At 73.7% G+C, this 26745-nt stretch carries 22 protein-coding genes; 6 read left to right on the plus strand and 16 right to left on the minus strand.

From position 1 onward, the window contains the following. Nucleotides 1-102 precede the first annotated feature (102 nt). On the plus strand, nucleotides 103-474 hold the full coding sequence (locus R6Y94_RS41325; protein ID WP_130462889.1) for an FKBP-type peptidyl-prolyl cis-trans isomerase: 372 nt from the start codon (nucleotides 103-105) through the stop codon (nucleotides 472-474). 109 nt (nucleotides 475-583) lie between these two features. Here the strand turns inward: R6Y94_RS41325 and R6Y94_RS41330 are convergent, their stop codons facing one another. From R6Y94_RS41330 to R6Y94_RS41350, 5 genes are all read right to left on the minus strand, one after another. Beyond that, nucleotides 584-2437, minus strand: coding sequence for a Xaa-Pro dipeptidyl-peptidase (locus R6Y94_RS41330; protein ID WP_318402451.1), 1854 nt, complete (start codon nucleotides 2435-2437; stop codon nucleotides 584-586). A gap of 307 nt (nucleotides 2438-2744) precedes the next feature. Continuing rightward, on the minus strand, nucleotides 2745-3491 hold the full coding sequence (locus tag R6Y94_RS41335; protein WP_318402453.1) for an FHA domain-containing protein: 747 nt from the start codon (nucleotides 3489-3491) through the stop codon (nucleotides 2745-2747). Between the two features lie 4 nt (nucleotides 3492-3495). Continuing rightward, entirely contained in the window at nucleotides 3496-4788 is a 1293-nt protein-coding gene (locus tag R6Y94_RS41340; protein WP_318402455.1) for a VWA domain-containing protein, read from the minus strand. Next, nucleotides 4785-6734 (minus strand): protein phosphatase 2C domain-containing protein, encoded by a 1950-nt coding sequence (locus R6Y94_RS41345; RefSeq protein ID WP_318402457.1) that lies wholly within the window; start codon nucleotides 6732-6734, stop codon nucleotides 4785-4787. Before R6Y94_RS41345 ends, R6Y94_RS41340 begins: the two co-directional genes overlap by 4 nt. Beyond that, complete coding sequence (locus R6Y94_RS41350) at nucleotides 6731-8881, minus strand: serine/threonine-protein kinase (protein ID WP_318402505.1); 2151 nt, start codon at nucleotides 8879-8881, stop codon at nucleotides 6731-6733. Before R6Y94_RS41350 ends, R6Y94_RS41345 begins: the two co-directional genes overlap by 4 nt. On the opposite strand from R6Y94_RS41350, the gene R6Y94_RS41355 reads away from it, so the two are divergent. Further along, on the plus strand, nucleotides 8787-9197 hold the full coding sequence (locus tag R6Y94_RS41355; RefSeq protein ID WP_318402509.1) for a hypothetical protein: 411 nt from the start codon (nucleotides 8787-8789) through the stop codon (nucleotides 9195-9197). The two genes, R6Y94_RS41350 and R6Y94_RS41355, sit on opposite strands and share 95 nt — an antisense overlap. A gap of 127 nt (nucleotides 9198-9324) precedes the next feature. On the opposite strand, the gene R6Y94_RS41360 is transcribed toward R6Y94_RS41355, so the two are convergent. From R6Y94_RS41360 to R6Y94_RS41375, 4 genes are all read right to left on the minus strand, one after another. Further along, the gene (locus R6Y94_RS41360; RefSeq protein WP_318402459.1) at nucleotides 9325-10755 is read right to left on the minus strand and encodes a hypothetical protein; all 1431 of its coding nucleotides are present in this window, start codon (nucleotides 10753-10755) and stop codon (nucleotides 9325-9327) included. A gap of 25 nt (nucleotides 10756-10780) precedes the next feature. Continuing rightward, a complete protein-coding gene (locus R6Y94_RS41365) occupies nucleotides 10781-11773 on the minus strand; it encodes a glutamate ABC transporter substrate-binding protein (protein WP_318402461.1) in 993 nt (330 codons plus the stop codon). Next, nucleotides 11770-13131 (minus strand): hypothetical protein, encoded by a 1362-nt coding sequence (locus tag R6Y94_RS41370; protein WP_318402462.1) that lies wholly within the window; start codon nucleotides 13129-13131, stop codon nucleotides 11770-11772. Before R6Y94_RS41370 ends, R6Y94_RS41365 begins: the two co-directional genes overlap by 4 nt. Nucleotides 13132-13402: 271 nt before the next feature. After that, nucleotides 13403-13966, minus strand: a complete 564-nt coding sequence (locus tag R6Y94_RS41375) for a snapalysin family zinc-dependent metalloprotease (RefSeq protein ID WP_412102994.1) — start codon at nucleotides 13964-13966, stop codon at nucleotides 13403-13405. A gap of 495 nt (nucleotides 13967-14461) precedes the next feature. Between R6Y94_RS41375 and R6Y94_RS41380 the strand changes: the two genes are divergently transcribed. Then, a complete protein-coding gene (locus R6Y94_RS41380; RefSeq protein WP_412102998.1) occupies nucleotides 14462-15478 on the plus strand; it encodes a LacI family DNA-binding transcriptional regulator in 1017 nt (338 codons plus the stop codon). Between the two features lie 113 nt (nucleotides 15479-15591). On the opposite strand, the gene R6Y94_RS41385 is transcribed toward R6Y94_RS41380, so the two are convergent. Beyond that, nucleotides 15592-17181, minus strand: a complete 1590-nt coding sequence (locus tag R6Y94_RS41385; protein WP_318402466.1) for an amidohydrolase family protein — start codon at nucleotides 17179-17181, stop codon at nucleotides 15592-15594. A gap of 365 nt (nucleotides 17182-17546) precedes the next feature. Between R6Y94_RS41385 and R6Y94_RS41390 the strand changes: the two genes are divergently transcribed. After that, a complete protein-coding gene (locus R6Y94_RS41390) occupies nucleotides 17547-18713 on the plus strand; it encodes a DinB family protein (RefSeq protein WP_318402467.1) in 1167 nt (388 codons plus the stop codon). Nucleotides 18714-18767: 54 nt separating this feature from the next. On the opposite strand, the gene R6Y94_RS41395 is transcribed toward R6Y94_RS41390, so the two are convergent. The 5 genes from R6Y94_RS41395 to R6Y94_RS45490 form a co-directional block, all read right to left on the minus strand. Next, entirely contained in the window at nucleotides 18768-19391 is a 624-nt protein-coding gene (locus R6Y94_RS41395; RefSeq protein WP_318402468.1) for a GyrI-like domain-containing protein, read from the minus strand. 1 nt (nucleotide 19392) lies between these two features. After that, nucleotides 19393-20214, minus strand: a complete 822-nt coding sequence (locus R6Y94_RS41400; RefSeq protein ID WP_318402470.1) for a MerR family transcriptional regulator — start codon at nucleotides 20212-20214, stop codon at nucleotides 19393-19395. A 63-nt stretch (nucleotides 20215-20277) separates the two neighbouring features. Next, nucleotides 20278-20793: a GNAT family protein gene (locus R6Y94_RS41405; RefSeq protein ID WP_318402472.1), complete on the minus strand. Its 516-nt coding sequence runs from the start codon at nucleotides 20791-20793 to the stop codon at nucleotides 20278-20280. Further along, nucleotides 20790-21404, minus strand: coding sequence for a hypothetical protein (locus tag R6Y94_RS41410; protein WP_412102995.1), 615 nt, complete (start codon nucleotides 21402-21404; stop codon nucleotides 20790-20792). The genes R6Y94_RS41405 and R6Y94_RS41410 overlap by 4 nt, the downstream gene beginning before the upstream one ends. A 62-nt stretch (nucleotides 21405-21466) precedes the next feature. Then, nucleotides 21467-21688 carry a helix-turn-helix domain-containing protein gene (locus R6Y94_RS45490; protein ID WP_412102996.1) on the minus strand — a complete coding sequence of 74 codons (222 nt, stop codon included), beginning with the start codon at nucleotides 21686-21688 and terminating at the stop codon, nucleotides 21467-21469. Nucleotides 21689-21911: 223 nt separating this feature from the next. Here R6Y94_RS45490 and R6Y94_RS41415 point away from each other — a divergent pair, with 223 nt between their 5' ends. Next, nucleotides 21912-22364: a hypothetical protein gene (locus R6Y94_RS41415; protein ID WP_318402474.1), complete on the plus strand. Its 453-nt coding sequence runs from the start codon at nucleotides 21912-21914 to the stop codon at nucleotides 22362-22364. 49 nt (nucleotides 22365-22413) lie between these two features. On the opposite strand, the gene R6Y94_RS41420 is transcribed toward R6Y94_RS41415, so the two are convergent. After that, complete coding sequence (locus tag R6Y94_RS41420) at nucleotides 22414-25323, minus strand: aminotransferase class I/II-fold pyridoxal phosphate-dependent enzyme (RefSeq protein WP_318402476.1); 2910 nt, start codon at nucleotides 25321-25323, stop codon at nucleotides 22414-22416. A gap of 292 nt (nucleotides 25324-25615) precedes the next feature. On the opposite strand from R6Y94_RS41420, the gene R6Y94_RS41425 reads away from it, so the two are divergent. After that, the gene (locus R6Y94_RS41425) at nucleotides 25616-26713 is read left to right on the plus strand and encodes a LacI family DNA-binding transcriptional regulator (protein ID WP_318402478.1); all 1098 of its coding nucleotides are present in this window, start codon (nucleotides 25616-25618) and stop codon (nucleotides 26711-26713) included. Nucleotides 26714-26745: the final 32 nt, after the last annotated feature.

Below are 26745 nucleotides of genomic sequence, written 5' to 3' on the forward strand. Positions count from 1 at the left end.
GCGCCGACGATCCGTGCCCCGACAGTGGTTGCGGCGCTCACCTGCCGCGACACTCCACCGGGCAAAGTGATCACGGTCCCGGTCCGGCGTTAAGGTACCCGGATGGAAAAGCCCACCGTGGGTCTGGTCGACGGTCCGCCGCCGGCCGACCTCGTCATCGAGGACATAACGATCGGCACGGGCCAGGAGGTCCAGCCGGGCCAATGGGCCGTGGTGCACTACGTCGGGGTCTCGTTCGACACCGGCGACGAGTTCGACTCGTCGTGGAACCGCGGCTCGCCGTTCAGCTTCCCCGTGGGTGGCGGCAAGGTCATCGAGGGTTGGGACCGCGGCGTACTCGGGATGCGGGTCGGCGGGCGGCGCAAGCTGGTGATCCCGCCGCAGCTCGGCTACGGCAACCAGGGTGTCGGCAACCGGATCAAGCCGGGTGCCACCCTCGTCTTCGTGGTCGACCTGGTCGACGTGAAGTTCTGATCCCCGAGTTCTGACCCGTTCCGACCCGGCCGGGGTACGTCCGCCCGGCAGACCGGCCCCGGACGCCGTCGGCTTCCGGGGCCGGTGACCTGATCGGCCAGGTTCGCGCTCAGAAGCCGAGCGCGGTCCGGCCGCCCACTACCGGCAGGGTGAGGGTGCTCGACTTCGGCAGCACCGTCAGCCGGGTGCCGGGCAGCGGCAGCAGGGTGTACTCCTGGTCACTGGAGAAGATCACCAGACCGAGCCGGTGTCCCGAGTGGAACACGTAGTCCTTCGGCTCCATCGTCCAGCGGTAGTCGGCGAGGCGCCCCGGACGCAGCGGCTGGCTGTGCGCCTCACCGGTCCGGTTCTGCGGGTCCAGCCAGCCCCGGCTCACCACCACCGGCGCCTCGGTGGAGCCGACCGGGCCGTAGTCGACCAGGTAGCCGGTCAGGTTCGCGGCCGTCCGGTTGTCGACGGAGAGCCGTACCCGCAGCTCCGGCCGGCCCGAGATCCGTACGTCCCGGCCCAGCGCCGGGGAGGTGTAGACCAGCCGGTTCGGGTTGGCGGTGTCCGGTCCGGCCACCAGTTCGGCCGGGGTGACGGTCCGTCCCGAGTCGACCAGGCTCTGCGCGGCCCGGCCCCGCCCACCGTGCCCGACCAGCCGGCCCGGTGCGGTCGCGTCGCTCGCCGAGAGCCCCAACGACACCTCCCGGGTAGCCGGGTCCGGCCAGTCCCGGTACGTGGCGTAGACCCGGTCCTCGCGCTGCACCACGGCCCTCGGCTCGGCCATGACGTCGTTGTCGACGCCCCACAGCCAGTAGTCGAACCAGCGGTTCTCGGTCTGCTTGTAGGTCCACGAGCGCCCGTCCGGCAGGGTCACCGTGGCGGCACTGCCCGGTCCACCGTGGCCGCCCTGGTGCAGCCACAGCTTGCGCGGCACGCCGTACCGGTCGAGCTGGTCCCACCAGTCGGCGAACTGCCCGGTCTTCACGTTCCAGTCGTTGAGCCCGTGTACGACGAAGACGCTGGCCCGGACCTTGCGCGCCCCGGGCAGGTAGTCACGCTCCCGCCAGAACCTGCTGTAGTCGCCGGTGACCCGGTCCTGTTCCTCGGTGATCTCGGCGATCTCGTCGGCACAGGTCCCCTCGGAGCGGGCCCGCCCGGCGGTGTACATGGTGAGGATGTCGGCGTCCTCGCCCTGGTATCCGCCGGGGGCCACCACCAGGCCGTTGGCCCGGTAGTAGTCGTACCAGTTGCTGATCGCGGCGACCGGGATGATGGTCCTGAGCCCCTCGACGCCGGTGGTCGCCACCATGTTCGGCAGGGTTCCGTTGTAGGAGACCCCGGTCATCCCGACCGCGCCGGTGGTCCAGCCGGCCCGCACCGGTGCGCCGCTGGCGTCGTACGCCCTGGCCCGACCGCCCAGCCAGTCGATGATCGCCTTTGTGCCCAGCGTCTCGGCCGAGTCACCGGTGGTCGGGCAACCGTCGGAGTCACCGGTCCCGACGCTCTGGCCCAGCACCACCGCGTAGCCACGCGGCACGTAGTAGTCGTCGAGCTGGCCCGGCAGGTTCGCCTTGGCCCGCAGCGCGCCCGGTTGCTCGGCCCGCCGGGCCGACGCGCCGGCCGACGAGCTCTGCGGCAGGTCGTCGACGAGGACGCTCGGATAGGGGACGTCGCCCCAGGTGTCCTTCCGGTACGGCGAGTGCTCCAGGATCACCGGCACCCGCAGGCCCTCGGTGTCGGTCTCCCGGGGCCGGGAGATGTCCGCCACCACCCGGTCACGACGGCCGTCGTGATCGGTGTCGAGCGGGGTCTCCACCCACACCCGCTCCTCGATCGCCTCCTCGAACGAGAAGACCGGCTGGGTCATGCCGTCCTGCACGACGATGCCCGGCGGCGGCGCGGCCGTGGCGGCGCGGGCCGGTACCGGTGCCGCGACCAGGGCCAGGCCGACCGCATACGCCCCGAGAATCCTCACGGGACCTGCTGATGGCATGGAGTTGCTCCTCTCGACCAGTCCTCGTGGGCTGGCGCCCGGCGCCGCGCTGCCGGCCCGGCGGACCGGTTGTCGCCGTCGCCGGAGCAGAGCACCGTCCGGGTCGGACGGTGCGGCGCATTCCAGGGTTGTCGGAATGGTCGGGGGCCGCACCGAGAACGGCTGACTAACGGAAAAGAGATTGCCGATGGTGGGAACATTGACGGCTCATCCTAGATAGCTCAGCCGGATACGTCGATCGGTGGGGCCGCCGGTCAGTGAACCTCCCGCGCGGTTCAAGGGGAAAGGTTCAGTGGTCGGCCCGGATCGTCAGTCGGGTCCAGGCACCGAGGTAGACACGGTCGCCGGCACCGAGCGGGACCGGGGTGTTCGCGACGATCGGTGGCGTCGACGGATCGTTGAGATAGGTGCCGTTGGCGGACTCCAGGTCCACCACGGCCCAACCGTCCGGCTGCGGGAGCAGCAGCGCGTGCAGGTGGGAGACGCCGGGATCCTCGGGCGGGCCGACCAGGTCGATATCCGGGTGTACGCCTCGGGAGCGGCTGCGGCGACCGACCAGCAACTGCCGGGGTTCCAGGGTGAACCGGCGAGGCACGACGAAGCGGGGAAAGGTGAGGCGTCCGGCGTCCGTACCGCCGAAGGATCGGACGAGGTCGAAGTATTCGGAGTCGGCCTCCACCACCAGTTGCCAGCCGGCGCCCGGCCCGGACGCCTCGCTGCCGGCCTCCGGTGCGGCAACGGTCGAGGCGGGGACGACCGGCGGGGCGAGCAGGAAGTCGTAGCCGTCCTCCTCGCAGAACCGCCCTACCTGCCGGGTACCGCAGACCGGGCACGACACGGCCGGGGTGGACTCCCCCGCGGCTTCCGCTGCACCGCCCGCCGGCCCCACCGGTACGCCGACCTCCGGCGCCGGAGTCGGTCCTGCGGCGCCGTCCGGAGCCGGGCCGGCGCCGCCACCGGACATCGGTACGCCGCAGACGTCGCAGTAGTCCACGGTGGACGACTCGTGTCCCCGGGGGCAGGCGGTCGCCGTCACCGGCTCACCCCTGCTCCTTCTTCACCCGCACGGTCTTCACCGACCGCACGTCGGTCAGCTCGGCATCGAGCGCGGCCACCTGCCGCTTGAGCCGGATGGTGCCGGTCGGCGCGTCGATGACGTCGACGACTCGGCCGAGCAGCATCGCGGTCTCGTCGTGTCCCGACTCGGCGGCCAACTGCACGGCCCGTCCCAGCCGGGCGGTCGCGGCTTCCACGTCGCCGGCCTCCCGGGCCCGCAGTCCCGCCTGGATCGCGGCGGCGAGTTCGGCCTGCCCGGTGTAGTGCGCCACCTGCGGGCTGATCCGGGTGGAGAGCGCGGTGTCGTCGGTCCACCTGGCCAGGATCAGCCGCTCGGTCAGCACCTGACCGGCGGCGACCAGGCTGACCCGGGCGGCCAGCACCTCCTCGCCGACCGCGTCGGGTTCGAGGATCACGGATATGTGGTATTCGCGCGTCTCCGCCCCCCACGCGCCGGTCGGATAGTCCCCGATCCGGGCGCTGACCGCGAAGCGGCGTGCGGTGAGGTCCTCCACATGCGGGAAGACCTGCTTCACCGTCCGTACGGTGGAGCCGGCCGGACTCCAGATCCGCAGCGCGACGTCCGCCACCCGCTTGCCCATCGCGGCCGCCGTCATCGCCTGGAACGCGGCCGGCAACTGCGCCGGGTGCTCCAGCCCGTCGGCCGTGCCGAGCAGGGCCGAGGCGATGGTACGCAGCTCGCTGGCCACCCAGCCGCTGCCGATGCCCCGGCTGTCGCAGACGAACCGGCCCGCACAGACGGCCAGCATCCGGCCCAGGTCTTCGGGCGTCTCGTGCTCGTTGCGCCCGTCGGTGAGCAGAATCGCGTGTCGTACCTCGGTGGGGCGGCTCGCGAAGAGCCAGTTGGCCAGGTCCAGCCAGCGGCCGATGGCGGTTCCGCCGTCGGCCCGCAGCCCGGCCACCGCTGCCTTCGCCGCTGCCCTGGTCTGCGCGTTCGCCGGCGCCATCCCCGGTTGCACCGGGTAGACCATCCGGGCGACCGCGCTCCCGGAGACCACCGCGAAGGCCACACCGTCGCGCAGGGTGTCGATCGCGACCGCCGTGGCCCGCTTCGCCTCGGCGAGCTTCGTCGGGGGCATCGCCATCGAGCCCGAGGTGTCGATCATGATTACCTGCGCCGCCGTCGGGACGGTCGCCGGATCGCGCAGGTCCGGACCGGACGCGGTCACCGTCAGGATCGCGTCCACCACCTGGCCGCCGGCCGGCAGGTACTCGTTGTGGTCCACCTCGGCGACGAACTGCGGTACCCCGCTCACCCGCCCGCTCCCCCCGAGACTGCGGCGGGCGGGAACGGCAGGACCGCGACGGCGATGTTGTCGTGTCCACCTGCCTCCGCCGCGAACCTGGTCAGGTCCTGGGCGATCGCGATCGGCGTGGCACCGCCCGGTCCCGGTACCCGCGCCGCCAACGCCGCCGCGTTCGGCAGGTAGTGCGAGAGCCCGTCCGAGCAGATCACCAGCCGTCCCGGCCGCCCCGGTTGGAACGTCACCACCTGCGGTTCGGCGTCGCTGGAGTCCGCGCCGAGCCACCGGATCAGCGCCTTGGAGGTCGGATCCTGCTCGGCGCCGGGCGGCACCGGCCGCCCGGCCCGGATCTGGCCGACCACCGAGTCGTCCACGGTCAGGCAGACCGCCTCCTGCACCGCGCCGTCCGGACCGAGCCAGTAGGCCCGGCTGTCGCCGATCCAACCGACCGTGACCGAGCCGCCGGTGACGACAGCGGCGACGAAGGTGCAGCTCGGCGGCACCTGCCCGTCGTCGTGCAGTGCGGTCGCCCGGGCAGCCGTGGCCGCGGCCCGGCCGGAGGCCAGCACGGCATCGGGCGCGGCAGCGCCGTTGCCGAGTGCGGAGAGCATCGTGGCCAGAGCTACCTCCGCCGCCGCGTGCGCCGCGAGGTCGGCGCGGAGCGAGGTCGACACCCCGTCACAGACCACCGCCGCGATGGTCTGGCCCAGCCGGCCGACCGTGACCGCGTCTTCGTTGCGCCGCCGCCGGGCCCGGTCGGTGACGGCGGCGACCGCTCCCAGATCCAGGTCGGCACGGTCCCGGCCCACGGACGAGCGCCGTCCACAGTGGTCGCAGTGACCGGAGTCGCCGGAGGGTGGGGTACCGCAGCCCGGACATGGTTGGCCGACCGCACGGGACGAGAGCCAGCTGCCGGGCGGGCTGCCCGGGTCGGCCGGAGCCGCCGGCAGGCCGGCGGCCGGGCCGGGCGACGGCGCCGCACCGGTCCACGCGGATGAACCGGCCGGTGCGGCCGGGCCGGTCCAGCCGGACGGGGCGGACGGTGCCGGCGCCCCGGTCCAACCGGACGGGGCCGGTGGTGCGGGCACCCCGGGCCAACCGGACGGGGCGGACGGTGCCCGCGCCCCGGTCCAACCGGACGGGACCGGTGGTGCCGGCACCGCGGTCCGTCCGGGCGGGGCCGGTGGTACCGGCGGCCCGGACCACCCCGGCGGCCCGGGTGGCGGCGGGTAGCCGGCCTGGTTTTCCGGTCCGACCGGTGCGTCGGGTTGTGCGGGTGCGGCCCGGCCGGCCGCACCGGGGTGCGCAGCTTGCGGTACGAAGCCACCCCGCTCCCCCGGCTGGCTCTGGACGCCGAACGGTGTCGGCGCGCCCCACCCCGGCGCACCGGACGGAGTGGCCGCACCCCGGCTCGCCGGCGGCACCGCCGCGACACCGGACGCGCCACTCCAACTCGTCGTCGCCGGCTGACCGCCCGGATCGGCGCGCCAGTCGGGGGCGGTTGGTGGAGCCGGTGCCAGGGCCCCATCGCACCCGGCGGCAGCGGGCAGTCCCGACGGTGCGGACGGGCCGGTGGGACTCGACGATCCGGTGGAACTCGATCCGCTCGGCCTCGACGATCCGGTCGGCCCGGCCAGCGCCTCCAGCCGGGACAGTGCGGTCGGCCCGGAGAGGTCGGCCAGCCGGAGCAGTTCGGTCGACTCCGGCACCTCGACCGAGCCGGACGCCTCGATTCGGCCGGTCGGGGTCGGTCCGGCCGACCGGGGCGACTCGGCCGGAGCGAACGAGCCGGTCGCCGGGGCGGCCCAGCCGGACGACCCGGTCGCCTCCCCCAGCGGTACGCGCTCCAACTCCCGGCCGCAGACCTCGCAGTACCGGTGTGCCGGGTCGTCGGGTGCGCCGTGCTCGGGACAGGGTTTCGGCATGCTTCCGGCGGCGCCGGCTCCGACGGCGGTCACACCAGGGTCCTCGGTCGGACCGCGTTCGCGTGGTCGACCAGCGCGATCCGCAGCTCCGGGTCGCGGGAGAGCTGGGCCAGCGTCCGGTACGCCCGTTCCAGCCCGAACCGCAGGCCGCGCTCGGACAGCTCGTGCCCGAGTACCCGGGCTCCGGGAGTGGGCGCCGACCGGCTGCGTACCCAGGCCAGGGCCACCTCCAGCACCTCGATGGTGAGCCGGGTCTGCCGCTCGACGTCCAGGCCGAGCCGCTCCAGCCGGGCGGATGCCCGTAGCAGGTCGGCCGGCCCGGTGGTGCCCGCCGCCAGACCGGGCAGGCTGGCCCGGACGGCGGCTACCTGCGCGGCGACGTGCTGACTCGAACTGTCCGGCACCTGGTCCAGTACGGCGAGCGCACCCGCGCGGTCGCCGACCAGGAACCGGATCCGGGCCAGCCCGAACGCGGCGCTCAGGTAGCCGTGGTCGACCCGCCACACCCGGTCGTACAGCCGGGTCGCCAGTTCCCGGTCGCCGGTGCATTCGGCGCTCACCGCCAGCGCCAGCCGGGCCGCCGGCTCACCCGGCAGGACGTCGTAGACCGCGTCGAAGGCCACCCGGGCCTCGGCCGGACGGTTCGCGGTCAGGGCCGCCAGGCCCCGGTACCAGTCCACCCGCCAGTCGAACGGGTCGGCCGCGGCCAGCCGGTCCAGGTCCGCGGCGGCCCCCGCCAGGTCGCCGCCCTCGATCCGGGCCCGGGCCAGCCGCAGCGCCACCTCCACACTGCGGACCGGCGCCGCGGAGAGCTGCCGGACCAGCTCCGCCGGGTCGGTCGCGCCGAGCGAGGCGAGGAAGCCGGCGCCCGGGTCGAGCACGTCGACCTGCGGCAGCGGCAGCGCGGCGGCGACCACCGGCGGCGCCGGGGCGATCGCACCGGGCGGGACACCGCCTCCGGCGCCCCAGGCCCGGCCCGCCACCGCCCGTCCGACCTCGCCGGCCTCGGTGCCGAAGGCACGCCGCTCGGGCGTGAACTGCCGGGACACCGCCGGCCGGGGCACACCGTCGGCGGCGGAGAGCACTTCGCGCAGTACGCCGAGCAGTTGCTCGCTCATCTCCCCGGCGCTCTGGAAGCGCCGGTCCGGGTCAGGGTGGGTGGCCCGGCGCAGCAGCCGGTGGTACGACACCTCGGCCGCGAACAGCGGGGCGTCGGCCGGCTCCGGCAGCCGGTTGGCGTACGTGGTCGAGAAGCCTCGGAAGTCGAGGCTGAGCACGGCCAGCGCCCGGCCGACGGTGTAGATGTCGGAGGCGACCGAGGGGCCGAGCGTGCCGACCTCCGGCGCCTGGTAGCCGGGCGTGCCGAAGATCGCGCTGGCGCTGTCGTCGACGTGCCGTACCGCGCCCAGGTCGATGAGTTTGAGCTGCTCCTCGGCGTGGATGACGTTGTCCGGCTTGAAGTCGCAGAAGAGCAGGTTGCGGTCGTGCAGGTAGTCGAGCGCCGGCAGGATCTCGATCCCGTACGCGATCACCTCGGGCAACGGCAGGGCGCGCTGGCCGGTGTCCCGGCGCCGGGCCAGCAGCATGTCCCGCAGCGACTGGCCGCCGACGTACTCCATCACGATGTAGCCGACCGGGGTGCCGGTGCGCGGGTCGGGGTGCTCCACGAAGTCGTGGATCTTGACGATGTTGGGGTGGTCCAGCTCGACCAGGAAGCGACGCTCCGCGACGGCCGAGGCCATCGCGTCCTCGTCCGAGGTGTTGATCAGTCCCTTGAGTACCACCCAGCGGTCGCTGACCGTGTCACTGACGTTGCGGTCCCGGGCGAGATAGATCCAGCCCAGCCCGCCGTACGCGAGTGCGCCGAGGATCTCGTACCGCCGGTTGATCACGTTGCCCGGGCCGAGCCGGGGTACGAAGGAGAACTGGGTGCCGCAGTGCGGGCAGAAGCCCTCGGCCCGACCGGGGCGGTCGTCCCGGCCCCGTCCCACCGGCTTCTCGCAGCTCACGCAGTACCGTCGCGACTCGGCGACCTTCGGCTCGGCCATCACCGCTGTCGCCGGGTCGCGCAGCGGCACCCGGGCGATGTCGACCAGGCCGGCGCCGAGGCCACCCCGGGACGCGCTCCGGGACCGGCTGGAACCCCGCGAGCCGGAATTCGAGGTGCCCCGGCTCGGCATGGTGCTGCTCCCGGTCGAGGCCGGGCCCCGCCCGCTGCCGGTCGAGGCCGGTCCCTGCCCGGTCGACGCCGGGCCGGGCCGGGGGCCGGTGGAGATCGGCGCCGGGCCGGGCGGCGCCCCGGCCTGCCCCGGCACCGAGCCGCGCCCGGACGGCGCCCGGCCCGGGCCGGCGCCCGGGGAGACGCCCACTGCGGCGGCTGGCACCGCCGCCCGGCCGGTTCCGGTCGGCACCGACGCCCGGCCCGCCCCGGTGGGCGACACGGACCGGCCGGTACCGGCAGACACCGCCACCTGGCCGCTAGCCGTCCCGGCCTGACCGGTAGCCGTCGGGCCGGTGTTCTCGGGTGCGGCCATCGACCCGGCCGGTGCCCGCCGACCGCACTCGTCGCAGTAGCCGTCGGGCAGGTAGGAGCCTGGGCAACCGGGCCGCAGGCAGCGGGTGCTCATGGTGTGGCTCCCTTCGCACCGGGCGCCCGGCGCTCGGCGAGATCGTTGAGATGACGCTGGTACGCGACCACGGCCCGGGTCGCCGCCGACAGATCGCACGGGCTGGTGTAGAGCAGGTCACGGGCCCGCCGGTACTGCTCGGAAAGCTCGGGGTGCTCGATCAGGCCGAGTCGACCCGCCTTGGCCCGGTACGCGTCGAGCCGCCCCCGCAGTTCGGCACGCCGCCGCAGCAGCCCGTCCGCCGCCTCGTGCGACTCGGCCATCCGGCGGCGGGCGGCCGCCACGCCGCGTTCGAGCGCGGCCAGTTCCGTGCCGACCTGGCTCCACCGGTGCTCCCGGTGCACCTGGCCGAGCTGGGCGAACTGGGCACGCAACGCCGGAGTCGGATCCGGCGACGGGTCCGGCAGCGCCGAATTGGCGATCTTGTCCTGCGCCAGTGCGTACGCGCGGGTCGTCTCGGCGGCGGCCGTGGCGAGTTCGTCCAGTTCGGTCGCCAACCGCGCGACCCGTCCGGAGTAGCCGTCGCGTACCTCGGTCAGCTCGGCGAGCCGACCGGTCAGGGCGGCGACCTCGATCTCGAACCGCCGCAACCGGTCCCGAAGTGCGATCGCGGTCGATCCGGTCCCGGTCGCGCCGAGCGGGTCGGCGAGCGCACCCAGGTACGCCTCCTCGACCGCCCGGTCGAGCCGGTCGAGTTCGTCCCGCGACAAGGGCGCGGCGCCGGAGCCGGCCGCCGAAGCGGGCCCGAACCCGGCCGCCGAAGCGGCGCCGGACGCGGTCGGACCGCCGGAGTCCGCCGGATCGCCGGGTCGCTCCGCCCCGCTCAGCGCGACGGCGTCGGCCCGCAGCCGCCGCAGCGCGTCGGTGAGCTGCCCGAACCATCCGGCGAGCCGGGACCGCGCGGCTTCCAGCCCGGCGAGTGTGCCGGCCAGCGCGGCCGCCTCGGTCTCGATCCGGCGAGCGAGTTCGGACAACCGGATCCGTTGTGCCGGTGCGGCGGCCGGGTCGTCGAGCACCGTCCCGTCGGCGTCGAGCGCGACCAGCGGGGCACCGAGCAACTCGCCGAGTTCCCGCAACTCGATGTCACCGGGCCGGGACCGCCGGGCACGTACCTCGCGGGCCTGGCCCAGCAGGGCGCCGAAGGCGGCGAACTGGGACCAGAGCGCGCCGGTCCGGGCGAGCACGTCGGCGCCGACCCGGGCGGTCTCGCCGGTCGGCCGGGTGTCCCGCAGCAGGGCGAGCCCGGGCCGGCCATCCAGGGCGTACATCACGACCGAGGCCCGTTCGTGTGCCGCGCCGAGCGCGCCGAGTAGCCGGTCGACCTCGGCACGGCCCATCGGGGACGGCGGCGGCACGGTCATCGGCGCGACCAACCGCTTCTCGTGGTGCCGGCCGGCGCCGACGGGTGACCGCCGATGCCCCGCCACTGCGCCGGAGGGTCCACGAGACACGCTAGTCCCGGTAACGCGCGACCGGTGGCGCGGGCGCCGGACCCAGCGACGTCAACCATCGGGTGTAGAGCCGGGTCCAGGTCCCGTCGGAGCGGATCCTGGCCAGTACGCCGTTGACGAACCGGACCAGTTCCGGCGCCTCGCGGGAGATCGCCACCCCGTACGGCTCGTCGCTGAACCGCGGGCCGACGACCTCGGTGTTCGGGTCCTGCGCGGCGAGCCCGACCAGGATGCTGTCGTCGGTCGAGACCGCGACGACCTGGTTCTGCTGGAGCAGCACGAGGCAGTCCGTCCAGTTGACCACCGAGACCGGCACCGTGCCCTTCTCCGCGATGTTCCGGATCGAGGTGCTGCCGGCCGCCGCGCAGACCTTCTTGCCGCGCAGGTCCTCGATGGTCCGCACCCCAGAGCCACGGTTGACCAGGACGCGCTGGCCGGCGGTGAAGTACTCCGTGGAGAAGCTGACGTCCTGCCACCGTTCGCAGTTCATCGTCATGGTCCGGACCACCATGTCGACGGTGCCGTCCTTGACCACCTTGATCCGGTCGGCCGAACTGATCGCCCGGAACTGGATCCGGCCCGGGTCGCCGAAGAGACCCCGGGCGATCTCCCGGGCGATGTCGACGTCGAAGCCGGTGAGTTGGCCGCTCCGCGGATCGCGGAACCCGAACTGGTAGTTGTTCTGGTCGACGCCGACGATCAACCGTCCACGCTCGACGATCTCGGCCATCGCGGTGCCGGACGGCATCTGCCGGGGACGGGGCAGCGTACCGGACGGCCGCAGGCTGGCCCGGGGGTTGCACGAGCCGGACGACGCCGCCGGACCGCTCGGAACGACCGCCGGATCCTGCATGCCGACCGGCCGGGGCGGGTCGGCATGCATCTGGCTGTCGGGGAGCGTCGGCTCGTCGGTGCCGCATCCGGCGAGACCCGCCGTGGCCACCACCACGAGGATGCCGGCAAGGAGCCGGCCGGCGAGATGCCGGTCTCTCATCGATACTCCACAATCCGCTGCTGCATGCCCACCGCGGCCCCGATCAGCAGAACGAGGCTCAGTCCGACGATACCGATGTCGACCCCGGTCAGGGCCCGGCCGGCGCTGACCGCCTCGCGTTCGAACCGGTCTCCGTTGTGGGTGATGGCCAGGGCGAGCGCCTCGTCGAACTGGTTGAAGATGGCGGCCGTGGTCTGCTCGCCGGCGCCCACCGTGGCGGCCACCGCCTTGGCGTACTCGCCGCTGTCGTCGAGGGTCCGCACGTTGCGGTGCGCCGCCGACCACTCCTTGCTCCGGGCGATGGCGGCCTCGACCGCCTGCCGGGTGGTGTCGTCCGGAGCGGCCGCCCGGGCCTGCGCCAGCAGTCCGCCCGAGCCGTCGGCGCCGGCGAGTCGCTCCATCACGACACCGTAGTTCTCCTCGAACGCCGCGCCGTTGCCTCGGGCGACCAGGGTCAGCGCCTCGTCGGCACGGGCCTGCAATCCGGCGATCCGGGCCTCGGCGAGCAGGTTGACCTGGGCCGAACCGGAGTCCCGACTGTCCCGCAGGTTTCCGGCCGCGACCAGCGCCGACCCGGTCAGCCAGGCCACCAGCAGTATCGTGGCACCGGTGCCGACCAGCAGCCCCACGTTGAGCAGCCGGTTGGTACGCCGGGTCAGGTGGATCTGCGTCAGCACCAGTGCCGCCAGGGTGAGCAGGGCGAGCAGCACCGCCACCCAGGGGAAGCCGGCCGCCCGGTCCCGCGCCTCGTCCAGCTCGGTCGAGGCGGTCGCGTAGAGCTCCTGGGCGGCGGGCAGCAGCTCGTCGCGCATCAGGCCGGAGGCTTCCTGCAGATAGGCGACGCCCAGCGGCAGGCCCTGCCGGTTGTAGGTGCGGGCGGTTTCCACCAGCCCGCCGTAGACCGGAAGCCGGGCCGTGATCCGGGCGACCGCCGCAGCACCCCGGCTCTCGTCCGAGACCGCGGCCGAGACGATGGTCAGCGCCGCGGCGGCGTCGGCCAGGTCACGCTGGTAGCGGTCGCGCAGCGCGGGCGGTTCGAGACCGTTGGAGAGGAAGGCGCTCGCGGCGGTGGCGTCGGCGTCGGACAGCGCGCGGTAGAGGCTCTGTGCCGCCACCGCCAGCTCGCCGCTGCGGGCGGTGACGCCGCGGACCAGTTCCGCGCGCTGCCGTACGCCGACGAACGCGACCACGCCGGTGAGCAGGCCCAGCACGACGACCCCGGCCAGGATCGCGGTGAACCGGCCGGGCGTGCGGCGAAACGGCGTGGTGATCCGGCGCAGCATGTCCGGCGGGCGGGGTTGCGGCGGAACGGCCAACCGGCCTGGCGGGGCAGCCACCGCCGACCCGTGCGAACCCACCCGAAACCTCCCCAACACCGCACCGGGAACCAGCCGACCGGACGTGGCCCAGACGGTCAGATCTTGAACGACCGGCTTCAAGGTAACCAATCGGCTCAACCGGTGGGGGGCGGCCCGCCGGGTGTCGGCGACCCTACCGGCCGCCCCCGACGACCACCCCGTGCGCGGTCCACTGTAGCCAGTCGTTCGGGTCCGGAACTCCCGTCGCGCCACTCCGGGAGACCCGGCGGCCAGGGCCCCGCCAGGACCGGTCCAGGTGCCCGCCCGGCGGTCAGCCGGTGGTCCAGACGTACGTCCCGGCGACGATCGCCGCCGCGCCGCCGGCGTACCCGGGGACGAGGCCGCCGGCGAACAGCGCGTCGACCCGGGCCGCCTCGGCCGCGCTGGGGTACGCGTTGCGGCAGGAGACCGGGGCGCTGCTGCCGGACATCAGATCCGAACAGAGTCCGGTACGCCGATCGGGCAGCCCGAGGATGTGCCCGAGTTCGTGGGTCGCGATCCGCGTCCGGTCGTACCCCTGGTTCACGGCCTGCCAACCCATGTAGACCCGTCCGGAACCGAGCCCGGTGACGTACGCCCGCGGCCAGCCGCTGTCGACGTAGATCGTCACCGTCGCGGGCGTGCCGGCGACCAGCCGCACGTTGCTGACGCTGCTGTTCCAGATCTGGGCGGCCTGGGTGAAGTTGGTGGTGAACTCCCCGGCCCGGCTCGCGTCGTAGTAGACCGTGCGCACCGGCGCGGCGGTGGCCGGCGCGGCGGCGACCTGGACCCCGACCAGCGAGGTGGCCAGGGTCAGCAGGCCGAGCGTGGCCCGGAGGAGATGGCGTCTGAGCATGACGACTCCTTATGGGAGCGGGGAAGATGAGGATCCGACGCCCTCGATCGATGCTCATTAATTTAAGTCCCCGACCCGCCGGCCGGCGCATAGCAGTTGCCTCATACCGGGCAGCCGGGCAGCCGGGGAGCACCGGCATGCCAGGCGCCGCTGTGGCGACCGGGGGAAGAAACTTCGAGCGCCCGGGGCGAGCGCGGGCGTGGTGCGGTCCGGCGGGCCGATCTGGTGCTGCCGACCGCTCGGGGGCGGGGGTCGGCGGGCGGGCGGCAGGGATCAGCGGCGCCGACGGCGCGACGGATCGGAGATCGACATCGGCCGGTGGACCCGAAACGTAACCTGGCCGAAGACGCGCCGTCGCGAACGTCGACCAGGGTGATAGGGCTAACCTGGATCGGACGTCCGGCGTCGCCGGCGGGGGTGGAAGGTGGTAGCGGAATTGGGCTGGCGGAGGAGAACCACGTGACCACGCCGTCGCGGACCGGGCGCCCGGCGGTGATGACCGACGTGGCCCGGCTCGCCGGAGTGTCGCACCAGACGGTCTCCCGGGTGATCAACGGTCATCCACGGGTCCGGCCGGAGACCCGGGACCGGGTGGTCCGGGCGATGGCCGAGCTGAGCTACCGGCCGAACGCGATGGCCCGGGCCCTGGCCAGCCGCCGCTCCCGGGTGCTGGGAGTGGTGAGTTTCGACACCATCCTGTTCGGCCCGGCCTCCACACTGCTCGGCATCGAGCGTGCCGCCCGGGCCGCCGGTTACGGGGTCAGCATCGTCACGCTGGAGAAGGTCGACCGCCGGGGCGTACTCAGCGCGGTCGAGGCGTTGGACGGTCAGGGTGTGGACGGGGTCATCATCATCGCTCCGCAGATGGCGGCCGCCGCCGCGCTGCACAGCCTGCCCAAGGGCATGGCGGCGGTGGCCGTCGAGGCCGGCCAGGACAGCGGACTGCCGTCCGTCTCGGTGGACCAGGTCGCCGGGGCCCGACTCGCCGTCCGGCACCTGCTCGAACTCGGACACCGCACCGTGTGGCACGTCTCCGGCCCGAGCGACTGGCTGGAGGCGGGTGACCGGATCGTCGGCTGGCGGCAGACCCTGGAGGAGGCCGGCGCCGCCGTACCGCCGATCATCTCCGGGGACTGGAGCGCCCGGTCCGGGTACGCGGCCGGTACCGCGCTGGCCGGCAACCCGGACGTCACCGCGGTCTTCGTCGCCAACGACCAGATGGCGCTCGGTCTGCTGCGCGCCCTGCACGAGCGGGGCGTCCGGGTACCGGCCGACATCAGCGTGGTGGCCTTCGACGACATCCCGGAGGCGGAGTTCATGCTGCCGCCGCTGACCACCGTCCGGCAGGACTTCGACGAGGTGGGTCGGCGCGGCATGGCGACCCTGCTGCAACTGCTCGACGCCACCGGCCGGACCGGCGGGCCGGTCCCCGTGCTGCACAGCGCCACGCCGATCGAGCCGACCCTGGTGATCCGGCAGAGCACCGCCGCGCCGCCGGCCGGCCGGAGTTGACCGGGCGAGCCCGACCGGGCCGGAGGGCAGCGCACCGACCCCGGCTGCGCTGACCGTGCCCGGCGGCCCGACCGGGCGGGCGGTCGCCCCGGCCGGGCCGACGGCATCGGGGGTTACGCCGCCCGGGTCCGCGCCCCGGTCACGGCAGCGCCGTGGCAGGGGCAGCCGACAGCCGCGACCGCGCCCCCCGGCGCCTCCTCGGACATCGCGGCGGCTGCCTCCTCGACCCCGCGCAGCAGACCGTCCAGCGCCGCCCGGTCGAGGTAGCGGCCCCGCACCACCACCCCGTCGATCCGCCGGGTGTTGCCGATCTCGGTGAGCGGATTCGCATCCAGCACCACCAGGTCGGCGGCGGCGTGCCGGGCGATCCGGCCGGTGCGGGCGCCGAGGAAGCTCGCCGGTTCGGCGGTCGCGGCGTGCAGCGCGGCCATCGGGCTCAATCCGGCCCCGACCAGGAAGCGCAGCTCGTCGTGGACCGAGAAGCCCGGGAACAATCCGCAGGTGCCGACGTCGGTGCCGACCATCAGCGGTACCCCGGCCCGGTGCAGCTCGCCGACCATCCGGAGCCGGTGCGTGAACATCGCCGCCCACTCCGCGTCCTCCGCCGGAGAGCGGTCCTTGAGGTACAGCTCGTCGAGGGCGTACTGCTGGCCGGCGAGCATCGGCGCGGGCAGGTAGCGGACGCGCGGGTCGGCGTACAGGTCGAGGGTGCGCGCGTTGTCCAGGCCGTGGTGCATGGCGAGGGTCGGCACCTGGCGGGTACGACGGCCAGCCAGCCGCTCGAACACCCGGCGCGCCTTGGCCGGGCTGTACGTGTGCGCGGCGAGCCATTCCACCGGGTGGATCGCGGCGAACCAGCCGCTGTAGTCGCCGGTCTCCAGCCGGATCCGTCCGATCTGGGCCCGGAGCTGCTCCTCCACACTCGACGTGTCGATGGCGGCCCAGAACACGTGCTCGACGCTCGCCTGCCCCAGCGTGGCCGCCTCGGTGATCGGCAGCTCGTCCGGACAGTGGCCGGCGAACTCGACACCGAGCCGACGGCACTCGGCGGCGATCGCACGGTACGCCGGCGGCGACAGCCGGGAGTAGACCTTCACGAAATCTGCCCCCTCCGCCACCACCTGGCGGACCGCCCGCCGGGCCTGCTCGGCGTCGGCCACCGAGAGCACGCTGAGCATCATCGGATCCCAGATCGTCGGCGCACCGTCGATGATCCGGCTGCCGATCGTGTAGCGCGGGCCGAGCAGGGTGCCCGCCTCGATCCTGCGCCGCCAATCGTGCACGGCGGCGGTGCCGGACATCTCCCGTACCGTGGTCACCCCGTTGGCCACGCAGAGTGCCGGATCGATCTGTTCGGCGTACCCGTGGGTGTGCATGTCGGCCAGGCCGGGGATCAGGAACCTGCCGCGCAGGTCGACCACGACGGCGCCGTGCGGCACCCGGACCTGGCCGGTCCGGCCGACCTCGGTGATGCTGTCGCCGCGTACCAGCACGGTCGTGTCGGGTCGGACCCGGCCGGACGCCGGGTCGATCACGGTGGCGGCGGTGAGCGCGATCCCCGCGTCCGGTGCGGCGGATCCGGAGTGGCCGGACTCCCGGTCCGGGCCTGCGGTCGCCGTGCCGGCGGCCAGCGAGGTACCGGCGGTGGCACCGACGGCGAGACCGGCGACGAGCACGTTCCGGCGGGAAAGCTTCGTTGTCATGCCTGGAATCGTCGCGCCGACGGGCCCGGCCGGTCACACGTCCTGCCACCCGGAGCGGGGTGGTCCTAGCTCTACCTCCGCCCGCGACTGACCGCTGTCGGCGGGAGCGGATCCAGGGCCGCCACGGCGGTCGCGAGGCCCACCGGGGCCGGTATGCCCCTTCCCTGCACCCGTTCCGTCAACCCCGGTTGACAGAAACGATGCTGTCAATCTAGGTTGACAGCGTTGCCCGGGTGCCGCTGGACCCGCGGCGCCCGACCGGCCGCGACCGCCGGCGGTCGCGGCCGGCGCCTCCGGCATCACCTGTCGGGCCTCCGTCCGAGAGACCTGGAACACCCGGACCGGCCAACCCGTGGGAGCGGAACATGTTCGAACGGTTCACCGTGAACGCCCGCCGTACCCTCTCCGCCGCCGTAGAAATCGCGGCCGAGACCGGGGCGGCCAGGGCCGGTCCCGAACACCTCCTGCTCGGCCTCGCCGCCGACGACCAGGGCACCGGTGCGCGGATCCTGGCGGAGCACGGCCTCACCACCACCGTGCTCCGGGCGGCGGTGACCCGACCGGCCGGCCGGAGACGGCTCACCGACGACGAGATCTGCGCTCTCCGCGCCGTCGGCGCCGACGCCGAGGAGGTGTTCCGGCGCATCGAGCAGGAGTTCGGCTCCGCCGGGCCGCTCGACCGGCCGGGACCGCCGGAGCGACCGCGCCGGCGCGGCTGGCTCGCCGGGCCGCTCGACGCGGGAGCCAGGAAGGTCGTCGAACTGTGCCTGCGCGAGGCGATCGCCCTGCGGCATCGGGAGATCGGTTCCGGACATCTGCTGCTGGCGCTGCTCCGCCACGACCGCCTGCCCGGCCCGGTGTCGACGGCACTGAGCCGGGCCGGCGTCACGTACCGGGACACCCGGCAGCGGGTGGAACTCGCCCGGCACCCGCCGGCACCGAAGGGTGTACCGGCGGATAACCGCTCGCCCCGCCGTCGCCGCGATGCGAGGATCGCGCGGGTGTCGACATCCCGCTGTGAGCTGCTGCGCTGGCAGTTCGACCTGACCTGGTCGCTGCTCGAATACCACCTGGAGCGGCTGGAGCCCGCCCACCTGCTGTGGCAGCCGGCCGCACATTTTTGGACGGTACGTCCGGACGGCGCCGGCCGATGGCTGCCGGACTGGTCGGACACCGAGCCGGACCCGGTCCCGGTTCCCACCGTCGGCTGGCTCAGTTGGCACATCGGCTGGTGGTGGCGCGTGACCGTCGACCACGCACGGGGGCGGACCCCGCCGGACCGCACCGAGGTCGACTGGCCCGGCGACGCCGCGTCGACGGTCGCCTGGGTACGCGCCCTCCGCGCCGAATGGCTGTCGGTGCTCGACGGACTCAGCGAGGCGGACCTGGACGAGACAGCCCCGTTCCCGTGGCAGGGCGACCCGGCGCACACCGTCGCGCACATGGTCGCCTGGGTCAACGCGGAGCTGATGAAGAACGTCGCCGAGCTCGGCCAGCTCCGGCTGCTGCACGATGCGCGGGCGGCGGCCTGACCCTCTCCGCCGAGCACGGACGGTGGCGGCCGCCCGTGCTCCGGGCGGGACCTGTCACGTCGTGGCAGGAGCCACCGGATAGCGGAGGATCGTCCTCAGTTTCGCCGCGGCCGTTCGGGTCGGATCCGACAGATAGATCTCGTGGTGCTGCCCCGAGATCCGGTATCCGGACCTCTCGAGAAACTCCACCAGCCGGTCGCGCGTCGCCCGCTCCTCGCTGTACGGCCCGACGTGCAGCAGCTGCGCGCTCGGTCCCTCCGCCATCCGGCGCAGTTCGACCCGGTCCACCGGCACGCCGGGCTTCTTCCGGGCGGTCGCCGCCACCACCTCGGCGACCAGTTCGGCACCCGCCTGCGACGGCTGAAGGATCATCATCGTCCAGTTCCAGGTCGACCGGTCCTGGCGGGTCAGGTCCTGCTCCGCAGACCCCCACCACAGCCCCTCCAGCGGCGCGACGGAGTAGTTCAGCACGCCGGCCCGGCGCAGCCCGAACCGCAGCCCGTACGCGACCGCGTACAGCGCCCGCACCGCCTCCTGGTACGCGGGCCCGTCCGGATCTCCGACGCCGTCGATCGTCAGGTACGGCAACTCCGGTACGTCCACCAGCGCCGGGGCGGGGCCGGCCGTGTACAGGTGGGAATGGATCTTCTTGAGGTCCGTCCTCGGCATGGCCGTCATCTCAGCTCAGCTCCTCGTCCTCGATCGGCACGACCACCCGGGTCACCAGGTGGGCCGGCTCGGTCGTACCCGGGTCGGCCAGGTACGCCTCCCGCACCTGGCCGCACGGGCGCAGCCCGCGTTCGTGGATCCAGGCGAAGACCGCCTGGTACGTCAACGTCAGGTGTTCGTACGGGCCGACGTGCACCGCCGCCACGACCGGACCCGCCGGCAGGTGCGTGACGGCGATCCCCGGTACGGCCTCGGCGGGCTCGTCGCTCTGCACGCCGACGGCGATCCGGAGCTGGCTGCCCAGGTCGACCGGGAACAGGCCCCAGACCGGCGGCGTCCAGTCGAGGCCCGACACCCCGGCCATCAGAGCTCCGATCCCGCTGCCGACCGTCGGGCCGATCTCCTCTGGTGCGCAGACCGCGTGGTGGACCAGCAGCCGGCGGGCGGGCTCCTGCGCCGGGATCACCTCGTGCCGGAGCAGCCCGTCGGCGAGCAGGCCGCCGGTGAGCAGCCGGTCCAGGAGCTGCCAGCTCCGTTGCTGTGCGGCGATCCGCTCGGCCGTCCGGGCCCGCTCGGTGCGCAGCACCGCGGCCCGTGCCTCGTCGTCGCCGGTGAGTACCCGGGTGATCGCCGCGAGCGGGACGTCGAGGCCGCGGAGCAGGGCGATCACCATCGCGTCGCGCACCTGGTCGCGCCGGTAGTAGCGGTAGCCGGTGGCCGGGTCGACGCTCGCCGGCCGCAGCAGGCCCAGTTCGTCGTAGTGGCGCAACTGCTTGACGCTGAGTCGGCACAGCCGGGCGAACGCGCCGATCGGCAGGAGTTCCCTGGTCACCGCCCCATCCTGGACCCTCCCACCGGGGGAGGGTCCAGCCGCCGGGCCTGGGGTGCGGCCGGATCAGCGGCCGGTCAGGCGTTGGAAGAGGATGTGGTCCTGCCACTCCCCCGCGATTTCGACATGTGCCCTGGCGACGCCGATCCGGTCGAAGCCGTTGCGTCCGAGTACCCGCTGTGACCCGGTGTTGTGCAGCAGCGTTCCGGCCATCACCTGGTGCAGGTCCAGTTCGCCGAAGGCGATGTCGAGGATCAGACCCACCGCCCGGGTCGCGACTCCGCGTCCGTTGACGGACTTCGCCACCCAGTAGCCGAGGTTCGCGGACTGTGCCGGCCCGCGCAGGATCGAGGAGAGCGTGATCGTGCCGCAGATCTGCCCGTCGTACTCGATCACGCAGCCGTAGCCGCCACCGATCTCCCGGTCCGCCGTCGCCTGTTCGAGCCGGGCACGCTGACCGGCGGAGGTGAAGAAGCTCTCCGGCCGGACGGGTTCCCAGGGTGCCAGGAAGCTGCGGTTGGCCAGGTACGCCTCGGCCAGCTCGACCGCGTCGTCGACACCCGCGGGTCGAATTCGGATCATGGGAGGATTCTTCCAGCCGGCGCCTTCGGCGCTCCGCACGCGCAGGGCCAGCCGGACACGATCCGCAGGCCGTGCGGCCGGCGACGGTACAGCCGGTCGAGTGCGCCGCCGCTCGCCGCGTCGGCGGGCAGGTAGACCACCAGCCGCTGGTCGTCCTCGGCGGCGAGGTCGAGCATCTCGTGCGCCAGGCGCAGCTCGCCCACCTCCGGATGCACCCACCGCACGATGCCGTTCGACCTCGGCAGCCCGGGCACCGTCCCGGTCCGGCGGGTGAACGCGTCCCCAGCGGCCAGGGTCAGCTCGTCGGCGAGACCCGCGACGTGCGGGTCCGCCCGGAACGGGCCCTGCTTGAGCATCGCCACCTGCTCGTCGGCCACATGGTCCCAGTACCGGTACGCGGCGTGGGCCCGTTCGTCGGCAAAGACGTAGCCGGCAAAGTTCGGCATCGCACCGTCCAGCAGGCCGACAGGCCCTGCCAGCCGCTCGAACCCGGCGGTCCGGCCGACGATCTCGTTCAGCCGGTTGAGCAGCATCGCCGGAGTCGGCTCCAGGCGTTCGAGCAGTGCCCGCACGGTGGGGCGGACGTCACGCCCGGGAACGGCGTCGCCCATGCAGCTGAAGCCGCCGCCGGACGCCTTGTTCAGCCGGAAGAGGTGGACCCGCTCGCTCGGGGTCAGCCCACTACGACGGCGGCACCGAAATGATCGCCCAACGGGAGATTCGCGACGCCGCCTGGGAGCGCCTCGCCGAGGGCGGAGAGGAACTGCGGCGACGGGCGCCGGTCCCGGCCCTGCTCGAGCCGAGTGAGGTATTCCACGCTGACTCCGGCGAGCATCGCGACCTCGGCCCGGCGCAGTCCCGAGGTGCGTCGCCGGGGACCGGCCGGCAGCCCCACCCTGGCGGGAGTGATCGCCGTGCGGCGGGACGTACCTGTTCACGCGCGGCCAGATCGTGGGCGACGACGAGGATCCGCAGCGCCCGCGGGAGTTGGCGAAACACACCGCCAGCCGGCTCTGCGCGGCCGCCACGGCCTGCTGGCGAACGGGGGCGCGGCCCAGGCTGACGGTCACCGCTGTCACTGCCGGTGGGGGCTCGCCCACTCGGGTTAGCCTGGCGAAGTGTTGAAGGCCCGCAGGGTGAGCGCGTGGCGCAGCCGATACGAGATCAGCGTCCCGGACCGGGTCGTGACGACCTGGGACAACGCGTTCTGGCGCAACGGCGGCGACTTCGAGTTGGACGGCCGGCGCTACCAGGTGCGTGGCAACGCCTGGGGAAACCGCTACACCCTGCTCGACCCGGCGGGCGGAACGGTTGCCTCGGCGGACCGGGTCGGCCGCAAGCGGTGGACGGCCGAGGCCGACGGGCAGACGTACCACTTCCAGCGCGCCTCGCTCTTCGGCAGCGAGCAGGAACTGCACTCCGCCGGCCGCCGGGTCGGCTCGGTGCGGCAGACCAGCTTCTGGCGTGGTGACGTCGCCGCCGACCTGCCCGGACTGCCGTTGCCGGTGCAGGTCTTCGTCCTCGGCGTCGTGATCACGATGTGGAACCAGCAGGCGACCGGCTCCGCCTGAGCTCAGACGTGCTCTGAGCCGGCATGCCGGCCGCCGCGGTCCCGCAGCTCTACTGGGCATCGCCGATCACCGCGGCCAGGGCGTCGACGGCCGCCTCGATCTGGTCCGCGGTGTGTGCCGCCTTGACGAAGAACCGCAGCCGCCCGGCGGCTTCCGGGACCGCCGGGTACACGATCGGTTGGACGTTGATCCGCCGCTCCCGCATCCGCGCGCCGAGCCGGAGGGTCCGGGCCGAACCGCCGGTGACGACCGGGACGATCGGGCTGCCGCCACCGCCGGTCCGGACGCCTCGGGCGGCGGCCCGGGCCCGGAAGAGGGCGGCGTTGCGGTGCAGCCGTGCGACCGGTCCGGGTTCGGTGGTCAGCACCCGCACCGCGGCGAGCGCGGCGGCCGCGGCGGCGGGCGGGATCCCGACGCTGTAGACGAACCCGGGCGTGGTGTACCGGAGATAGTCGACCAGCTCCGCGCGGCCCGCCACGTAGCCTCCGCAGCTCGCCAGCGCCTTGGACAGGGTACCCATCCAGAGGTCGACGTCGGTGGGCTCCACCTGCCAGTGCTCTCCGGCGCCCCGGCCGGTACGCCCGAGCACGCCGATGCTGTGTGCCTCGTCCAGATAGAGCAGGAAGCCGTACCGGCGGCGCAGCCGGACCAGTTCCGGCAGGTCGGCGAGGTCACCGTCCATGCTGTAGACGCCCTCCACCGCCACGACGACCCGCCGGTACCGGCCCGCGTCGCCGTCGAGGATCCGGCCCAGGGCGGCCAGGTCGTTGTGCGGAAAGCGCCGGCGGGTCGCGCCGGAGAGCCGGATGCCGTGCACGATGCTGTCGTGCGCGAGCGCGTCGTGCACGGCCAGGTCGTCGGGGCCGAGCAGATGGCCGAGCACGCTGAGGTTCGTGGTGTAGCCGCTCACCATCGCCAGCGCGTCCTCGGTGCCGAGCAGTCGGGCCAGCTCGGTCTCGAGTTCGCCGTGCAGCGGCCGTTCGCCGGAGGCGACCCGACTGGCCGAGACCGAGGTGCCGAACCGCGCGACGGCCCGCTGTGCGGCCTCCACCACCCGTGGGTCGGTGGCCAGGCCGAGGTAGTCGTATCCGGAGAAGTCGACCAGTTCGACTCCGTCGACCGTGGTGCTCGCGCCGAGCGCGCCGTCGTGCGCGACGAAGTACGGGTTGGGCAGGCCGAGTTCGTCGAGCATGGCACGGTGGTGTGCGAGAGCGGCCAGCTCCGGCAGCGCGCCGGCGCCGGGCGGCGGGCGGTCCCGGGCCGCCAGCGAGGCGTGCAGGTCGGCGATGGTGGTGTCGCGGCCGAGCACCTCCGCGGGCAGTTCGGCGGCGAGGTCGTACCGCTGCGCCAGCTTCTCCTCCAGTTCCGCCAGCATCAGCGAGTCGAACCCGAGGTCCCCGACGAGGGACTGCCCGGCGCGCAGCGAGTCGCGCGGATGGTTGCTGACCGAGGCGATCGCCGCCAGCAGGTCGTCGGGCGGCAGGGCCGGGGCCGGCACGCCCGCCGCCGGAGTGGGCCGGCCCCGGCCCGGGTCCGGTCCCGGAGTCACCGCCCACAGCGTCCGCCCGGACCCACCGGTGGGCGCCGCTCGGGCGGCCACCGCACCGGGCGGGCCCTGCTCGAGTACGACGTGCACGTTGGTGCCGCCGAAGCCGAACGAGTTGACCGCGGCCCGCCGGGGAGCGTCCGGCGCGGCGGGCCACGGGTGGGGCCGGCCGACCAGCCGTAGCGCGCCGAGTCCCGGGGCGGGCTCCTCGCAACCGACCTGCGGCGGTACGACGCCGTGCCCGAGCACGAGCAGCGCCTTGACCAGACCGGCGATGCCGGACGCCGACATGGCGTGCCCGATGTTGGCCTTGACCGACGACACGTACGGGTCGGCGTCCTCGCCGAACACCGTACGCAGCGCGGCCAACTCCACCGCGTCGCCGGTCGGGGTGGCCGTGCCGTGGCACTCGACGAACCCGATCCCGGACGGCTCGATCCCCGCGTCCTCGTATGCGCGACGCAGGGCCGACACCTGTCCCTCCAGGCGCGGCGTCATCGGCCCGTCGGCCCGACCGTCGTTGGCGCACCCCACCCCCCGGACCACCCCGTGCACCCGGTTGCCGTCCCGCAGCGCGTCGTCGAGCCGCTTGAGCAGCACCACGGCCGCCCCCTCGCCGAGCACGAACCCGTCCGCCCGCCGGTCGAACGGCCGGCACACGCCGGAGCGGGACAGCGCGCCGATCCGGGAGAACGCGACCAGGTTGTCCGGGACGAGGTTCAGGTACACCCCACCGGCGACGGCCAGGTCGCAGCGGCCCGAGCGCAGGTGTCCGACCGCCTCGTGCACCGCCAGCAGCGACGACGCACAGGCGGCGTCCACCACCAGGCTCGGCCCGCGCAGGTCGAAGACCGCACTCACCGTGGCCGCCGCCATGTTCAACATCGAGCCGGCCATGGTGAACGCCCGCATCGGCACGACTCCGCGGACCGCCGCCTCGGCCAGCGCCGGATCCAGCGGCTCACCGAGGTCACCGGCCGCCATCTGTCCGGCCCGGAGCCGGCTGGTGAGCAGTTCCCGGTATTCGCTGACCGAGGCGCCGACGTAGACACCGGTCCGCTCGACGGGCAGCTCCGGCAGGGCCGCGTCCCGCAACGCGGCGTCGGTCAGGGCGACCAGCAGCCGCTGCTGCGGATCGGTCACCTCCACCCGCCGGGGCGCCAACCCGTACCGCTGGCCATCGAAGGTCCGCACGTCGGACAGGTGGGCGACCACGTCGGTGTACGCCGAGTCGGCGTGCCGCGGATCGTCGGGCCGATGCAGGTACTCGTGCCGCCAGCGGCCGGGCGACACCCGCGCGGTGGCTACCCGACCGTCCCGGACCAGCGCCCAGAACCCGTCGACGTCGTCCGCTCCCGGAAAGCGACACGCCATTCCCACCACGGCGACTGCTGAACGCTCCCCCGATGTCACGTCTCAAGTAGACCGCACGGGCCTTTCAGCCGGCTAACACCGGCTCGTGCCTTCGGGCCGTGCCCGACCGTCCGGTCGACTCCGTCGGGCGCACCGGGACGCGGGTCCGCCCGGGTGGTCGGCCGGGGTGGCCGGGGCCGGGCGAGGCCGGGTACGAAAACCTTTTCGGAAGATACCCAGCAGGCGCCCCGATTACGAACCCGTGGCACGAAGGGGCAAATCACGGTGTAGTGGACCTAGACTACAATCCTGGTTGCTCGGCCTTTTCGAAAGACGGTCCGAAAGGATTTCGGTGGTCAGACAACGCTCTCAATCAGTGACCCTGACCGACGTGGCGCGGCGGGCCGGAGTCTCGGTGGCCACCGCGTCCAAGGCGCTGAACGCGCGGGACGAGGTCGCCCCGGCCACCCGCCGCCGGGTCCTGGAGGCGGCCGAGGAACTGTCCTTCCACCCCAACGCCCTGGCCAAGGGACTGATCTCGGGACGCACCCGGACCATCGGGTTGCTCACCGACGAGCTCGGCGAACGGTTCGCCTTCCCGGTGCTGCTCGGCATCGAGAACGCGCTCGGCAACGAGCAGATGTGCGTACTGCTCTGCGACGCCCGGGGGGACGTCATCCGGCGCCGGCACTACATCCGTACGCTGCTGGCCCGCCAGGTGGACGGCTTCATCATCCTGGGCGACTCGAACGACATCCGCCCCTCGCTGACCCAGGACATCCCGGTCCCGGTCGTCTACGTCTACGGCGAGTCCGACGACCCGAACGACCTCTCCGTGCTCGCCGACGACGCCGGTGGGGCACGGCTGGCCGTGGAACACCTGGTCGCCCTCGGCCGCCGCCGGATCGGGCACATCACCGGCCCGGAGACCTACCGCGCCGCCCGCGACCGGGTGACCGGCCTGCACGCGGTGCTGGCCGAGGCGGGCCTGCCGCTGGCCGGCGGCGACCCGCTCTACGGCGAGTGGTCCCAGCGCTGGGGCCGGCACGCCGGCCGGATGCTGCTCACCGCCGATCCGGAGATCGACGCGGTCTTCTGCGGCAACGACCAGATCGCCACCGGGGTCGCCGAGACCCTGCTCGACCTCGGCCGGCGGATCCCGGACGACGTGGCCATCGTCGGGTACGACAACTGGGAGGTCTTCGCCGCCGACTGCCGGCCGCCACTGACCACTGTGGACCTGAACCTGCAACAGCTCGGCGCGACCGCGGTCAAGCAGCTCTTCGCCGCGCTGGACGGCGAACGGGCCGCCGGAGTGATCCGGCAGCCCTGCCGGCTGGTCGTCCGGGAGTCGACCGGCCCGGTCGCCTCGCTCGGCGCCGCCCGGGCGGTTACCCGGACCGACCCGGTTACCCGGACCGACCCGGTTACCCGGACCGACCGCGGATAGTCCCGCCGGCCGCCGCCGGCCCGGTCCGGCGG

It is taken from the genome of Plantactinospora sp. KLBMP9567, from assembly GCF_033446045.1.
Lineage (GTDB): Bacteria > Actinomycetota > Actinomycetes > Mycobacteriales > Micromonosporaceae > Plantactinospora.